General features: G+C 70.4%; 14 protein-coding genes. 10 read left to right on the top strand and 4 right to left on the bottom strand.

What is annotated here, in order from left to right; translation table 11 throughout:
• On the top strand, positions 1 to 339 hold a 339-nt coding region (locus VHU88_17855; GenBank protein HEX3613559.1), incomplete at its 5' end, for an HNH endonuclease signature motif containing protein.
• A gap of 337 nt (positions 340 to 676) precedes the next feature.
• Here VHU88_17855 and VHU88_17850 read toward each other — a convergent pair.
• Positions 677 to 1,966 (bottom strand): TrpB-like pyridoxal phosphate-dependent enzyme, encoded by a 1,290-nt coding sequence (locus tag VHU88_17850; GenBank protein ID HEX3613558.1) that lies wholly within the window; start codon positions 1,964 to 1,966, stop codon positions 677 to 679.
• A 140-nt stretch (positions 1,967 to 2,106) separates the two neighbouring features.
• On the opposite strand from VHU88_17850, the gene VHU88_17845 reads away from it, so the two are divergent.
• The 6 genes from VHU88_17845 (at position 2,107) to VHU88_17820 (ending at position 8,991) form a co-directional block, all read left to right on the top strand.
• Complete coding sequence (locus VHU88_17845) at positions 2,107 to 3,690, top strand: carboxyl transferase domain-containing protein (GenBank protein ID HEX3613557.1); 1,584 nt, start codon at positions 2,107 to 2,109, stop codon at positions 3,688 to 3,690.
• A 14-nt stretch (positions 3,691 to 3,704) separates the two neighbouring features.
• Positions 3,705 to 5,723, top strand: coding sequence for an acetyl/propionyl/methylcrotonyl-CoA carboxylase subunit alpha (locus tag VHU88_17840; GenBank protein ID HEX3613556.1), 2,019 nt, complete (start codon positions 3,705 to 3,707; stop codon positions 5,721 to 5,723).
• A gap of 9 nt (positions 5,724 to 5,732) precedes the next feature.
• Positions 5,733 to 6,224: an SRPBCC family protein gene (locus VHU88_17835; protein ID HEX3613555.1), complete on the top strand. Its 492-nt coding sequence runs from the start codon at positions 5,733 to 5,735 to the stop codon at positions 6,222 to 6,224.
• 10 nt (positions 6,225 to 6,234) lie between these two features.
• Positions 6,235 to 7,293, top strand: coding sequence for an LLM class flavin-dependent oxidoreductase (locus tag VHU88_17830; GenBank protein ID HEX3613554.1), 1,059 nt, complete (start codon positions 6,235 to 6,237; stop codon positions 7,291 to 7,293).
• A 91-nt stretch (positions 7,294 to 7,384) separates the two neighbouring features.
• Positions 7,385 to 8,080 carry a type 1 glutamine amidotransferase domain-containing protein gene (locus VHU88_17825; GenBank protein ID HEX3613553.1) on the top strand — a complete coding sequence of 232 codons (696 nt, stop codon included), beginning with the start codon at positions 7,385 to 7,387 and terminating at the stop codon, positions 8,078 to 8,080.
• Positions 8,077 to 8,991: an AraC family transcriptional regulator gene (locus VHU88_17820; GenBank protein HEX3613552.1), complete on the top strand. Its 915-nt coding sequence runs from the start codon at positions 8,077 to 8,079 to the stop codon at positions 8,989 to 8,991. The genes VHU88_17825 and VHU88_17820 overlap by 4 nt, the downstream gene beginning before the upstream one ends.
• Before the next feature lie 21 nt (positions 8,992 to 9,012).
• Here VHU88_17820 and VHU88_17815 read toward each other — a convergent pair whose 3' ends face one another.
• A complete protein-coding gene (locus tag VHU88_17815) occupies positions 9,013 to 9,468 on the bottom strand; it encodes a pyridoxamine 5'-phosphate oxidase family protein (protein ID HEX3613551.1) in 456 nt (151 codons plus the stop codon).
• A 70-nt stretch (positions 9,469 to 9,538) separates the two neighbouring features.
• Here VHU88_17815 and VHU88_17810 point away from each other — a divergent pair, with 70 nt between their 5' ends.
• From VHU88_17810 to VHU88_17800, 3 genes are all read left to right on the top strand, one after another.
• Entirely contained in the window at positions 9,539 to 9,835 is a 297-nt protein-coding gene (locus tag VHU88_17810) for a hypothetical protein (protein HEX3613550.1), read from the top strand.
• Between the two features lie 167 nt (positions 9,836 to 10,002).
• Positions 10,003 to 12,516: an alkaline phosphatase family protein gene (locus tag VHU88_17805; protein HEX3613549.1), complete on the top strand. Its 2,514-nt coding sequence runs from the start codon at positions 10,003 to 10,005 to the stop codon at positions 12,514 to 12,516.
• 204 nt (positions 12,517 to 12,720) lie between these two features.
• Positions 12,721 to 12,951, top strand: coding sequence for a hypothetical protein (locus VHU88_17800; GenBank protein HEX3613548.1), 231 nt, complete (start codon positions 12,721 to 12,723; stop codon positions 12,949 to 12,951).
• Here VHU88_17800 and VHU88_17795 read toward each other — a convergent pair.
• Positions 12,900 to 13,463, bottom strand: a complete 564-nt coding sequence (locus VHU88_17795) for a hypothetical protein (protein ID HEX3613547.1) — start codon at positions 13,461 to 13,463, stop codon at positions 12,900 to 12,902. The genes VHU88_17800 and VHU88_17795 overlap by 52 nt on opposite strands.
• Positions 13,464 to 14,963, bottom strand: a complete 1,500-nt coding sequence (locus VHU88_17790) for an alkaline phosphatase family protein (protein ID HEX3613546.1) — start codon at positions 14,961 to 14,963, stop codon at positions 13,464 to 13,466.
• Between the last annotated feature and the right edge of the window lie 69 nt (positions 14,964 to 15,032).

Raw genomic sequence — 15,032 nt, 5'->3', positions numbered from 1 at the left:
ATGGGCCGCACCCGCCGCATCGTCTCCCCGGCGCAGTGGTTGGCCCTGGTCGCCCGCGACTCCGGTTGCGTGTTCACCGGCTGCGATCGTCCCGCGCCGTGGTGCCAGGCCCACCACCGGATCCACTGGTCCGCCGGGGGCCCGACCGACCTGTCGAATCTCCTGCTGTTGTGCGACCGGCACCACGACGTCGTGCCTCACCAAGGCTGGGACGCCGAATTCGGGGCGGACGGCCACCCCGAACTACGGCCCCCGGCGTGGGTGGACCCCGAACGAAAACCAAGACGCAACCAGCACTGGCAGACCCGCGTCTCCGACCCGTTCAGTCGAGCTGACTGAGCAGGTCGCGACAGGCGTCCTCGCAGTTCTGGCAGGCCTCCGCGCAGTGCTTGCAGTGCTCGTGGTGGCCCCGGCTGCGATCGTCCCGCGCCGTGGTGCCAGACCCATCACCGGATCCACTGGTCCGCCGGGGGCGCCACGGACCTGTCGAATCTCGTGCTCTTGTGCGACCGGCACCACGACGCAGTGCATCACCAAGCTGGGAAGCCGAACTCGGGCAAGACGGCCACCCCGAGCTACGGCCCCCGCCGTGGGTGGACCCGACCCGAAGACCCAGACGGAACCAATACTGGGAAGCCCAAGCTGCCCTGCAGCTGGGTTGACTTCGCCCTGGTGCTCAGCCCTCGCCGAGGCGGCCGTTGCGGAAGTCGTCGTAGGCCGAGAGGTCCAGCAGGCCGTGCCCGGAGTAGTTGAAGAGGATCACCTTCTCCTCACCCGTCTCCCGCGCGGCCAAAGCCTCGTCGATCGCCGCCCGGATCGCGTGCGCGGTCTCCGGCGCCGGGATCTGCCCCTGTGTCTGGGCGAACTGGACCGCCGCCTCGAAAACCTTGCTCTGCGGGTAGGCGACCGCGTCCATCCACCCGTTGTGGACCAGGTTGCAGATGATCGGGGCATCGCCGTGGTAACGCAGCCCGCCCGCGTGGATGGGTAGTGGGATGAAGTCGTGGCCGAGGGTGTACATGAGCAGCTTCGGCGTCATGCCGGCCTCGTCGCCGAAGTCGTACTCGTAGCGGCCCGCGGTCAGCGTCGGGCAGGCGGTCGGTTCGACGGCCAGCAGGCGGACCCCGGCACCCCGGTCCGGGACGAACGGCAGCGCGATCCCGGCCAGGTTGGACCCGCCGCCGCAGGAGCCGATCACGACATCGGGCAGCCGCTCGCCGGCCTGCTCGAGCTGGCGCTTGGCCTCCAGGCCGATGACCGTCTGGTGCAGCAGCACGTGGTTCAGCACCGAACCGAGCGCGTAGTGGGTGTCTACTCGCCCGACGGCGTCCTCGACGGCCTCGGAGATCGCGATGCCCAGCGAACCGGTGCAGTGGGGATCCTTGTCGAGGAGGGCTCGTCCGACCTCGGTGCGTTCGGAAGGTGAGGCAACGACGCTGCCGTCCCAGGTCTCCATGAGCAGCCGTCGATACGGCTTCTGGTGGTAGGACGCGGCAACCATGTAGACCTGGCACTCGAGGCCGAACTGCTTGCAGGCGAAGGACATCGCGCTGCCCCATTGCCCGGCACCGGTCTCGGTGGAGATCCGCCGGATGCCCTCCGCCGCGTTGTAGAACGCCTGCGGCACCGCGGTGTTCGGCTTGTGTGAGCCGGCCGGGGAGACCGACTCGTCCTTGAAGTAGATCCGTGCCGGGGTGTCCAACGCCTTCTCCAGGCGGCGGGCCCGGACCAGCGGGGTCGGCCGCCACAGCGCGAGCACGTCGAGCACCTCGCCGGGGATGTCGATCCACGGCTCGGCGGACATCTCCTGGCCGATCAGCGCCATCGGGAACAGCGGGGCCAGGTCGTCCGGTCCGACCGGCTGCCCGGTCCCCGGATGCAACGGGGGCGCCAATGGCTCGGGCAGGTGCGGCGCGACGTTGAACCACGCACTGGGGATCTCGTTGGTACCGAGCGTGTATCGCATCCGGGCCGCCTCCGTCGCGTCGGTTGGAGACTGGCACGTCTACGCCAACGGAAAGGGACGCGTCAACCATCGCCCAGAGGCCGCCTGATTTCATGGCGGTCTGGACCCGTGGTGCGGGACGACGAAATCAGGACGTGCAGATGGCGACAGCGGTGGCGGGCAGCGCACATCGGGAGCAGCACGAGAAGCTCGTGACCCAGCTGCGGGAGCGGCTACGGGAGCGGGCGCTGGGCGGGTCGCAGCAGAGCCGCGACCGGCACGTCTCGCGCGGCAAGCTCCTCCCCCGCGAGCGCATCGAACGTCTGCTCGACCCGGGCAGCCCGTTCCTGGAGATCGCCCCGCTGGCCGCGGAGGAGATGTACGACGGCGACAGCCCCGGCGCCGGGATCATCACCGGCATCGGTCGGGTCCGCGGCCGGGAGGTCGTGATCGTCGCCAACGACGCCACCGTCAAGGGCGGCACCTACTACCCGATGACCGTCAAGAAGCACCTGCGGGCCCAGGAGATCGCGCTGGCCAACCGGCTGCCCTGCGTGTATCTGGTGGACTCCGGCGGCGCGTTCCTGCCCCGCCAGGACGAGGTGTTCCCGGACCGCGAGCACTTCGGCCGGATCTTCTACAACCAGGCCACGATGAGCGCGCGAGGCATCCCGCAGGTGGCCTCGGTGATGGGTTCCTGCACGGCCGGCGGCGCATACGTGCCGGCGATGAGCGACGAGGCCGTGATCGTGCGCGACCAGGGGACGATCTTCCTGGGCGGACCGCCGCTGGTGAAGGCGGCCACCGGCGAGATCGTCACCGCCGAGGAACTCGGCGGCGGACTGCTGCACTCGCGGACCTCCGGGGTCACCGACCACCTCGCCGACGACGATCTGCACGCGCTGGAGATCGTGCGCGGCATCGTCGGCTCGCTGGGCCCGGCCGGCCCGTCGGCCTGGGTGCGAACCCCGACCGTCGAGCCACCGCGCCCGCAGTCCGACCTCTACGACGTGGTGCCCACCGACTCGCGCATCCCGTACGACGTCCGCAAGGTCATCGAGATCCTCGTCGACGGCGGGGCGCACCAGGAGTTCAAGGCCGAGTACGGCACCACCCTGGTGACCACGTTCGCGCACCTGCACGGACACCCGATCGGAATCGTCGCGAACAACGGCGTCCTGTTCGGTGAGTCGGCGCAGAAGGGCGCGCACTTCATCGAATTGTGCGTGGCCCGCTCGATCCCACTGCTGTTCCTGCAGAACATCACCGGGTTCATGGTCGGCCGCGACTACGAGGCCGGGGGCATCGCCAAGCACGGCGCGAAGATGGTCACTGCGGTGGCCTGCGCCCGGGTGCCGAAGCTGACCGTGGTGATCGGCGGCTCGTTCGGCGCCGGCAACTACTCGATGTGCGGTCGGGCGTACTCGCCGCGGTTCCTCTGGATGTGGCCGAATGCCCGGATCTCGGTGATGGGCGGGGAGCAGGCCGCCTCGGTGCTGGCCACGGTTCGCGGCGAGCAGGTCGAGGCCAGGGGCGGTGACTGGTCGGCGGAGGCGGCCGAGGCCTTCAAGGCCCCGATCCGCGAGCAGTACGAGTCGCAGGGCAACCCGTACTACTCGACAGCCCGCCTGTGGGACGACGGGATCCTCGATCCCGCGATCACCCGCGACGTGCTCGGCCTGGCGTTGTCGGTGTGTGCCCAGGCGCCCCTGGAACCGGTCTCCTATGGCATCTTCCGGATGTGAGGACCGTGTCAGACATGAATTTTCCGTTCGGCTCCGTGCTCGTCGCCAACCGTGGCGAGATCGCAGTCCGGATCATTCGCACCCTGGGGACGTTGGGCCTGCGTTCGGTCGCTGTGTTCAGCGACGCCGATGCCGACGCTCGGCACGTGCACGAGGCCGACGTCGCCTTCCGGCTGGGCCCGGCGGCTGCGGCGCAGAGCTACCTGAGCATCGAACGGCTGCTGGTCGCCTGCGCCGCCACCGGCGCCCAGGCGGTTCACCCCGGCTACGGGTTCCTCTCGGAGAACGCCGCGTTCGCCGCGGCGCTGGAGGAACGCGGGATCGTGTTCGTCGGTCCGCCGGCTCACGCGATCGCGGTGATGGGCGACAAGATCACCGCGAAGAACACCGTGGTCCGATCGGGTGTCCCGGTCGTGCCGGGTGTGGCCCGTCCCGACATGAGCGATGCCGACCTGCTCGAGGCCGCCGAAGGGGTTGGCTACCCGGTGCTCATCAAGCCATCGGCCGGTGGCGGCGGCAAGGGCATGAGGGTGGTCACCCGGACGGCAGACCTGCAGCCCGCGTTGGACAGCGCACGCCGCGAGGCCCGCAACGCCTTCGGCGACGACACGTTGTTCCTCGAGCGGTTCGTCAGCACGCCGCGGCACATCGAGGTCCAGGTACTGGCCGACGCGCACGGCAACGTCGTTCACCTCGGTGAGCGGGAGTGCAGCCTGCAACGGCGGCACCAGAAGGTGATCGAGGAGGCACCCTCGCCGTTGCTGGACGAGGCCACCCGGCGCCGGATCGGCTCCGCCGCGTGCGCCACCGCCCGCAGCGTCGACTACCGCGGCGCCGGCACTGTGGAGTTCATCGTCTCCGCCGACGCCCCGGACGAGTTCTTCTTCATGGAGATGAACACCCGCCTGCAGGTCGAGCACCCGGTCACCGAGATGACCACCGGCGTCGACCTTGTCGAGTGGCAGCTACGGATCGCGGCCGGGGAGAAACTGACGCTGGATCAGTCCGACATAGGTTTCATCGGCCATGCGGTCGAGGCCCGGGTGTACGCCGAGGACCCGGACCGCGGGTTCCTGCCCACCGGCGGGGTGATCGCCGAACTCGTCGAACCGGCCGGCGCGGGTGTGCGGGTCGACTCCGGCATCCGGGCCGGGTTCCGGGTCGGCTCGGACTACGACCCCATGCTGGCCAAGGTGATCGCCTACGGGGCGGATCGCGAGCAGGCGTTGACCCGCCTGGACACGGCGTTGGCCCACACGCTGGTCCTCGGGGTCACCACCAACGTCTCGTTCCTGCGGGCACTGCTCGGCGACCCCCGGGTCCGGGCCGGCGACTTGGACACCGGCCTGCTGGACCGCTTCGTGACTGACCGTCAGATCGAGCCGGTGCCGGTCGAGGTGCTGCTCGCGGTGGCTGCTGCGGACTGGCCGGCCCTGATCGCCCACGATGCCTCGACCGATCCGTGGGCCAGTCTCGTCGGCTTCCGGATGGGCGACCCGGCGGCGCACCGGGTCCGGTTGGAGCACGCCGGCGGCGTGACCACCGTCGAGTTGACCGGCGCGCCGGCGGCCGCGCACGCGATCTTCCACGGCCCCGACGATGCCGTCGGCGACCCGGTGTCGTTCGCCGCGTCGCGAGTCGAGGAGGGGGTTGCCGTCGTGCTCGACGGCGTGCGCCGGGTGCACCGCGTGCTCGCCGTCGACGACGGTTGGTGGGTGCACGAAGCCGGCGTCACCCGGCACCTGCGGCGGGCCCGGCACGAGCGGTTGCGCGGGGCCGACGCGGGGTCCGGGTCGGGCGAGATCACCTCGCCGATGCCGGGAACCGTGCTGGCCGTGCTGGCCGCCGACGGGACGAGCGTGGGCCGCGGCGAGGCGGTGCTGGTAGTCGAGGCGATGAAGATGGAGCACACGTTGACCGCCGCGGCCGACGGCGTCGTGTCGGTGCTGGTGCGCGTCGGGGAACAGGTGAAGCTGGATCAGGTCGTCGCCCGCATCGCGCAGGCCGAGGGGAGCCCGGATGAAACCCACTAGGAGCATCGCATGAAGCACGCCGACTGCCCGGTCGTCGACGTCACCGTCGAGGTGGCGGCGGCGCCGGAACGGGTCTGGGAACTGGTGAGCGACATTGCGGTGATCGCGAGGCTGAGCCGGGAGACGAAGTCGGTCGAGTGGGTCGACGGAGCCGCCGGTCCGGCCGTCGGGCACCGATTCCGCGGCGTGAACGAGCACGAGGCCGCCGGGCAGTGGACCACCGAGTCGACGGTCGTGGTCTGCGACGCGCCCCGAGCCTTCCAGTGGGACGTCGGCGCGGCGCAGGCACCGGCGGCCAGTTGGGGTTACGAATTGCAGGCCGTCCCCGCGGGCACCCGACTGCGCGGCTGGGGCCGGCTGGGCCCGGGGCCGTCGAACCTGACCAAGGTCATCGAGAAGTTCCCCGAGAAGGAGGAGCGCATCGTGGCCCGCCGGTTGGAGGAGTTCCAGGCCGGCGTGGCGAAAACCCTCGCCGGCATCAAGACCCTGGCCGAGACGTGACCTCGGTGTCGTGAGGACCGCGACGACGCTGGAGGCCTCCGGCGGCTGGGCCGAGGCCTCGCAGTTGGCGCTGGAGGCCGAGGTTCTCGGCCTGGACGTGTGCTGGGTGGCCGAGGCATGGGGGTCGGACGCCCCGTCGTTCCTCGGCTGGTTGGCCGGGCGCACGTACCGGATGGGCTTGGGCTCCGGGATCCTGCAGATCGGCACCCGCAGCCCGGTGCTGATCGCGCAGACCGCGATGACCCTGGCAGAGATGTCCGGCGGGCGTTTCCGGCTCGGCCTCGGCGCCTCGGGACCGCAGGTGCTCGAAGGCCTGCACGGGATCGGTTTCGCGCACCCGCTGGGCCGGACCCGGGAGACCCTGCGCGTGATCCGCGCGGTTCTGGCCGGGGAGAAGGTCGACTTCGCCGGCGAGCACGTGCGGATCCCGTTGCCCGGTGGGCAGGGCAAGCCGATGCGGACCTCGCTGACTCCGCGTTCGGACGTCCCGATCTACCTGGCCACGCAGGCGCCGAAGATGCTCGAACTGACCGGCGAGACCGCCGACGGCTGGCTGGGTACGGCATTCGTGCCCGAGGGCGCCGACGCGCTGCTGGCGCCGTTGCGGGCCGGGGCCGCCCGCGCCGGGCGCGATCTGTCCGCCCTCGACCTGTGCCAGGGCGCGGAAGTCGCCTTCGCGGCCGACGAGGTCCAGCTTCACGAGATGGTGACCGAGCGCAAGCCCGGCCTGGCGTTCAGCCTGGGCGGGATGGGCACGTCCAGCACGAACTTCTACTACGACGCCTACCGCCGGCAGGGCTGGGGCGAGCGTGCCGACCGGGTTCGCGACCTCTGGCAGGCCGGCGACCGGCCCGCGGCGGCTGCCGCCGTCAGCGACGAGATGGTGTTGGCGACAACACTGCTGGGTACCGAGGAGATGGTGCGCGACCGGTTGGCCGCGTGGCAGGCCGTCGGGGTCACCACGGTCCGGCTCTACCCGGCCGGGACCGACCTTGCCGAGAAGCTCGACACGCTGGGTCGGGCGATCGACCTGGTCCGGGGCCTCCCGCCGGGCGGCCCGGCATTCTGACGAGCGCTCAGGTTGGCCGGATCCTGCTCGGTTTTGTCGTGATTCGCCGCAGCGCTCGACGCGTTCGCCGTCGGTTTCCTAGGGTGGCGGCATGACAAACATTCTCATCGCAATCACCGGATCCGACGTCTGGACCTTGGCCGACGGCACCAAGCACCCGTGCGGCTACTGGCCGGAGGAGCTCGTGGCGCCGCACCGCGTGTTCGCCGCCGCGGGCGCCGAGATCACTCTGGCCACCCCCGGCGGTGTCCGTCCCGTACCGGACCAGGCCGGATTCTCCCCCGAGATGAACGGTGGCTCGGCCCAGGCAGGCCAGGCGCACCGGGACTACCTCGACTCGATCTCCGGCGAGATCGACAAGGTCGTCAAGCTGGAGGACATCCGCCCGGCCGATTACGACGCCGTGTTCATCCCGGGCGGCCACGGGCCGATGGAGGACCTCGCGGTCGACGAGAGCTTCGGAGCGCAGCTGGTCGAGTTCGTCGCGGCGGGCAAGAAGGTCGCCGCGGTGTGCCACGGCCCGGCCGGTCTGCTCGCCGCCCGTAAGGCCGACGGGAGTTGGCTTTTCGACGGCTACCGGCTCACCGGCTTCAGCAACGAGGAGGAGACCCAGGTCGGCTTCGCGGACAAGGCACCCTGGCTGTTGCAGGACAAGCTGGCCGACAACGGCGGGCTGTACGAGTCGACCTCGGCGTGGGCGGAGCGGATCGTCATCGACCGCGCGCTGTACACCGGCCAGAACCCGGCTTCCTCGCAGGCCCTGGCGCAGGCGATCCTGAGTCCGTGACCCACGACGGGCTGCGCGCGGCCCTGGAACAGCTGGCGCCGACGGTCGGGAGCCACGCCATGGCGTGGCCCCGGCTGTCGGCGCACCGGTGGACCGAGCCGCAACCGACGGAACTCACCGGCGTGGACGCCCTGTCGTTGTGCGCAGTTGTCTCCGGTCGCAAGACAATCGAGATCGAGCGCCGGACCTGGACGTACGACCCGTTCAACTACCTGGTGCTGACCCGAGGGACCGAGTACGTCACGCAGATCGTCGAGGCGTCGCCCGAGCATCCCTATCTCTCGCTGGCGCTGAGTCTGGAAGCCGGGCTGGTCCGGCAGGTCGCCTCGGAGATGAAGGAACGGACCCTCACGGTCCTGCGTCACCCGGTGGCGGCCGGAGCCGATCCGGACCGGCCCGCGTTCGTCAGCGCCTTCGACGACGAGCTCGCGGGCGCCCTCCTGCGTTTCCTGAAGGCGATCGGCACGGAGTCCGACCGTCGGGTGCTCGCGCCGTTGTATCTACGCGAGATCGCCTACCGGCTGCTGCAGGCCGACCAGCGGGACCGTTTGCTGCAGGTCGTCGCCGCCGAAGCGACCGATCCGGTCTCGACAGCGGCTCGCTTCGTCCGTGCCAATCTGGCGAATCAACTGACGGTGGCTCAGATAGCTGCCCAGGTGGGGATGAGCGCCTCGGCCTTCGCGCATCTTTTCAAGGAGGTCACCGGGGTCTCGCCCTACCAATTCCTGACCCAGGCGCGTCTGGACCGGGCACGCCGGCTGCTCGAGGCCGGCGACTTGACCGTCGGCGAGGTGGCCCGGACCGTCGGCTACACCGGCCAGTCCCATTTCAGTCGTGAGTTCCGGCGGCGCTTCGGTAGCACGCCTAGTTCGTTCGCCCGTGCGACACCGGCGGCCTCGACGGGTCGGTGACCACGGATCGCCGAGTCTCGGTCAGGCGCGCTCGAGGCTGCGTAGTCCGCCGCCGGGCGTCCACCACTCGACGACCAGCAGCGTCGCCTCGGGATTGAGGTGGGTATGCACGACCTCGGCGACGTCGAGGGTGAAGCGGTCCCCGTCGGGCCCATCGACGATCGACCCGACGGCCACCGCGCGTCCCGAGACCTTCGCCTCGCCGGGCCAGTCCGCGTGCGCGCCTTCGACCGGGTCGACCGTCGCGCTGTGCAGAGCCAGCCGGGGATCTCGGCGCAGGTCCGCGCTCTTGCGTGACCCGGCCACCGAGCCGAGCACCAACTCGCCCGCCTCGAACGCCACCTCGATGCCGGAGATGCGCGGCGCGCCGTCGGCCCGCAGCGTCGCGGCGGTGTGGTGCCGACGGTCGGTGAACGCCGCTCGCACTCGCGCCGCGAGATCCGGCTCGCCCCGTTCGAAATCGCCCCACGCGGTCATGACGCCCACGATTCCACGGTGATCTCCGTGTGACACGGTGTGGTCTGGGCCGAACGAAGGAGGAGCCCGGATGCGGACTGTGCTGGTCACCGGGGCGAGCAGCGGTCGCTGCGGCGATCGCCGACCTGCCGCAGGAGTGGGCGGCGCCGGGCTGTCCGGCGGGACGGAGTTCTCCGTGGTGCGCTTCCACGCCGACTGGGACCGGGCTGCCGCGGTGTACGCCGACACGCAGGCGCTGAGCGCGGATGACGTCGCTGAGGCTGTGCACTGGGCGGCGAGCGTGCCCCCGCACGTGAACGTCCATCTGATCGAACTGATGCCGGTGGCCCAGAGCTTCGCCGGGTTTCAGATCGCCCGTTCTCAATGAACGGCGCCCGCGAAGAACCGATTCTGACGCCAAGTCAGAAAATATGGGATCGACCGATGCCCCGGAGGACTCCGCCGGATGTTGCGCCGTGCTTCATCTCCCGTGCAGGGCGAGTCCCGCTTGCGGACATCGGCGCCGACTGAGATCCGGCCGGGGGTGGCGCACTGGTGTCGGTTCTGAAGTCTGCGGCCGTGATCGGCGTCGGCGCCCTGAGCGTGACCCTGCTGGCGGCGGCGCCGGGTGCCGGCGCGCGCAGGTCCCAGCCAGGGCCGGAGGTGGCGGTCACCTCGGTCGGCTACCGGATCACCCCGGCCGGACGGCAGACCCGGCTCGGTGACCTGCCGTTGGCGCTGGCGATGTCGCCGGATGCCTCCATGCTGGTCGCGAGCAACGACGGAGAGGGTCTGCAGTCGTTGCAGGTGATCGACCCGGCCACCGGGCACATCACGCAGCACCTGGACTACACATCGCCGGCAGCGTTGTTCCGCGGGCTCGCGTTCAGCCCCGACGGTTCGCGCCTGTACGCCGCCGGGGGCGGCGACGAGACCGTGCACACCTACCAGGTCCTGGGCGGTCGCCTCGTCGAGACGCCCGCGATTCGGCTGCTGCCGGGCCTGCCGGAGTTGCCGAAACTGCCCGGCAGCAAACCTGATGCACCCCAGCCCAACGACGGCGCGAAGCTCTACCCGGGCGGCCTGGCGGTGACCCCGGACGGCCGCCGCCTGGTCGTCACCGACCTGTTGGGCGACTCGGTCTCCGTGGTCGACCTGACCACGTCGGCCGTCCGCACGATCCCGGCCGGGCACCGCCCCGCGGCCGTCGCCATCACGTCGGACGGCGGCACCGCCTGGGTTTCGGACGAGGGCGGGGACAACCTCACCGAGATCCGCCTGTCCGGCGAACCGGCGCCGGTCGGCACTGTCCGGGTCGGGACCCACCCGCTGGGGATGACCTTGGACCGGCGGACCGGCAAGCTCTGGGTCGCGGACGCGGACAGCGACCAGCTCAGCGTTGTGGACACGGCCCGGCGCGCCCTGGTCGCGACCGTGGACCTGACCACTCGGCACCACGGCCTGGTCGGCATGACCCCGGTCGCCCCGGCGCTCTCGCCGGACGGAACCGCCTTGTACGTCGCGGACTCGGGCGGCGACGCCGTCTCAGTCATCGACGCCCGCTCCGCCCACCTGCGCGGGGCGATCCCGGTGGGCTGGTACCCCAGCGCCGTGGTCGCCACGACCTCGCACCTGTTCGTCGCCAACGCGAAGGGCTACGGGTCCGGGCCCAACGACTTCGGCAACTTCCCGGAGCCGGTCTCCGCGGTCCGCGACCCGGAGTCCTACGTCGGGGCGATGATCGTCGGGACGCTGTCGACGATCAGTGCGCCGATCCCGAGCGACCAACTCGAGGAGTGGACGGCGCAGGTCGCGGCCGACTCCACCGCCCGCCATCGCTCGGTGCGGTCGTTCCTGCCCCCGATCAAGCACGTCGTCTACCTGGTGCAGGAGAACCGCACCTTCGACCAGGTGCTCGGTTCGCTGGGCAAGGGCGACGGCGACCCGACGCTGGACCTGTTCGAGGACGGCAGCGCGCCGAACCAACGCGAACTTTCCTACCGGTACGTCACCTTCGACAACTTCTACGCCGACGCCGAGGTCAGCGCTCAGGGATGGAACTGGACGGTCGCGGCCAACTCCAACCCCTACACCGAGCACCTCTGGCCGGCGAACTACTCGGCCCGCAAGGGCCCGTACCCGTCGGAGAGCGGAAAGCCGGAGGAGGCGCCGAACCGCGACCCGAAGGATGCCTACATCTGGGACCGCCTGGCCGATGCCCACGTGTCGTTCCGCAACTACGGCTTCTACGTCAGCCCCGACAAGGCCGGCGCATTCCACGCCGTCGACCCGGTGCTCGACGCGAACACCGACCACGCGTTCCGCGCGTTCGACCTGAACTGCCCGGACAACGCCGACACCTTCCAGCCGCGCGCCAAATGCGGCGTGGATCGCATCGACGAGTGGCGCCGCGAGTACGCGCACTACGAAGCCACCGACTCGCTGCCAACCGTCGAGTTGATGCGCCTGCCCAACGACCACACGTCCGGGACCAAGCCGGGAATGCCGACGCCGCGGTCCTACGTGGCCGACAACGACCTTGCGCTGGGCAAACTGGTCGAGACAGTTACGCACTCCAGGGACTGGGCTTCCACGGCGATCTTCGTCACCGAGGACGACGCCCAGAACGGCCCGGACCATGTGGACGCACACCGCACGCTCGCGCTGCTGATCAGTCCGTGGACGCACACCGGGGCAGTGGATTCCACGTTCTACTCGACCGCCTCGATGCTGGCCACGATCGAGGACGTCGTCGGCATCGGCCCGATGACCCGGTTCGACGCCTTCGCCACCCCGATGACCGCGGCATTCGTGACCCGTCCGGATCTCACGCCGTACCGGTACACCCGACCGCCGTTCGCCGGTGAGGAGGCGAACACCGACTCCTCGCCCTTGGCAGCGATCTCGGCGCGGCAACGCCTGGACGTCGAGGACCAGATCGACCCGCAGACCTTCAACGAGGCGATTTGGCAGAGCATCCGCGGCCCCCGCTCGCCGATGCCCGCGCCGCGCCACAGGCTCGCGGCGATGCCGGTCGCCCGTGCTGGCGGCGACGGCGACGACGACTGAGCACCCGCGGCGCGCCGCGATCACAGCTGAGTAACGACTCGTCCCGTTCACACCCCTTGCAGGTTCCGGTAACCCGGCGTGCTTAGGCTCGAATCAGGTCGGTTCGCCGGCCGGAAGCCCGCGGGCGTGGGGAGCGTTCGCGATGGCGGGGAGTGCCGGTCGGCAGCGCGGCCGTTCCGGTGCACCCCGGTGAGGGGAGGGAAGATGTACCAGGATTCGGTCGCAGATCCGCGAGCCGGTGCGCAGGTGTGCCCGTTCTGCGGGGTCGACCTGGAGCAGCACATCGTGTGCCTGGGCGAGCAGGTGTTCGTCTGTGAGGTCTGCATGCACGAGGTGCCGGGGCCGGTGCCCGGTCAGCGGCGCTCGGGCACACCTCGCTGGGCTCAGTCGAGTTCGACGGAGAAGTCCCAGACGGCCAGCACCTTGCCGTCGTGACGCAGCGTCAGTTGTGCTGAGCCCGAGTGGTACTGCGCCCGCAGGACCAACTTCGCCGGGGCGGCCGGGCTGACCTGGACCGAGTCCGGACCGACCGCGGTGAGCGCGACGGTGCGGCCTTGCTCGTCGCGTGAGTTGAGGTCTCCCAGCGCAACTCGGAACGACCCGGACCAGGCCGTCAGGTGCAGGGTGAACGTGCCGACCACCGGGTTGTCCTGGGCGGCCGGGGCCGAGGTTGGCAGCGGCGGGGCGGCGAAGTAGGGACCGGTGGCCACGATCACACCGCGTGCGCCCGGCAGCGTCACGTACACCGGCGCTCCCATGGCCAGCAGTTGCGGATGACCTTCGTCGGCCTGCGGTGGCGGTGCCGCGCTGGGCGCCGTCGGAATCGGCACCGCCCCCAGCTTGGCGACCGTGTCGGGCGCCGAAGCCGCGGAACTACCGCAGCCGGCCAGGAGCAGCACCGCGGCCGCGCAGACCGCGCCCGAGCGCAGCCCGCGGCGGGTCGTCACTCAGGACCCGGCGCGGGCCAACGGCGCCACTGCCGAGTCGTCGGGCCCCGATGCGTCGTCGGAGGAACGGTCCTCGCCGTAAGGGCTGCCGGCCGGCACGGTCGGGCTGCCGACCGCCCACGGGTCGGCCACCGCGGGGTACACGATCGACCCGCTGGGCGCGGGTTTCAGCGCGTGCCCCGAGGGGTTGTTGAACACATCGCCGCCGAACGGCCGCAGCCCGTAGGCGCCCGCGTAGCCCAGGTGGCCGTCGCCGTCAGTGCCGCCGTCGGTGTGGAAGATGTTCTCCATGCTGCGCAGCCAGCTGTAGTGGTTGTACGGCTGGTTGCTCACCGAACCCGGCTTGATGAACCGGGAGATGAGTACCGCGCCGGTGATCCCGCCGCCCGGCGTGGTGTCCTGACCGAAGGCCCGGTAGCCCGGCTGGCTGGTGTTCGGGCCGGGCAGCTCGTTGCAGCAGGCCACGACCGACTGTGCGACGTCGGTCGGGGTGTTCAGCTCCGACTTGGCGTTTCCGGTGAAATCGGCGATCGAGTTGCCGTACATCTTGTACGGCGGGAACGCCTCGTCGAACAGGATCTGGATCAGGCCGTCGTGCTGGAACGCCCGCGAGCTCATGATCTGCGGGATCACCCGCTGCAGGAACAGGTCCGCCGCGTACAGGCCACCCTGGTGGTTGTTCGGGTCGCCGGACAGGTTGTCGCCCAGACACGTCGAGTCGTGGGCATCGGAACAGTTGTCCGGGGTGATCCAGGAGAATTCCGGGGTGGTGTCCTCGGACTTCAGGTCCTCGGCCATCCCGCTCCGCGCCGCGTGTTCACCGGAGGCCGGCAGACCGTCGAGCGGGACGACGCGGGCGCAGTCGTCCGGGTTGTCGATCACCGAGTGGAACCACGCCGCCGGGTTGTGTTTTGGGACGTACTGGTCGTCGGCTGCCGCGCCGCCGATGTCCTTGACGCCGTCCCCGCTCGGGTCGCCGGGTATCCCGCAGCGGTAGGGGTCCTCGCGGCCGGGAGCGCGGCCCATGTCCTGGGCGTAGATCTTCCAGGACACGTCCTGCTCGTCGAGCTGGTTGAACAGGGTACGCACCGGGCGCGGGTACACGCAGCCGCTGGTGGCGTGGACCTGGCCATCCTGGGCCGGGGTGCCTGGCGCGACGTCCTTGTAGGTCGGGCAGTCGGCCTGGTTGTCCGGCGCGGGTGCCTGACCGCCGACCAGGCTGATGTAGTTGTCCAGGCTGTAGTGCCCGGTGCCGTAGTACTGAGCGAGCAACTCGCCGTAGCTGGGCAGCGTCTTCCACAGGTAGTCGTTCTGGTTCAGCCCGGAGAACGTCGCCTCGTAGGACTTGTTCTCCAGCAGGATCGTCCAGACGTGGCCGATCCTGGCGTGGTCCGACGAGCCCGTGGCCGAAGCCGCGGCGCCGGTGCCCGCCAACGAGGCGACCACGATCACCGCCGTCGCGGCACTGAGCCGTACGCGTGCCCTGCCCCACAAGCTCATGCGTCCCCGCCTGTTCGACCGACGGACCGATTCGTCCGCGAAGTCTAAGTACGTCACGAGGATCGCACT

Source organism: Sporichthyaceae bacterium, assembly GCA_036269075.1.
Classification (GTDB): Bacteria; Actinomycetota; Actinomycetes; order Sporichthyales; family Sporichthyaceae; genus DASQPJ01.
This window is presented reverse-complemented; position numbering and strand designations above follow the sequence as displayed.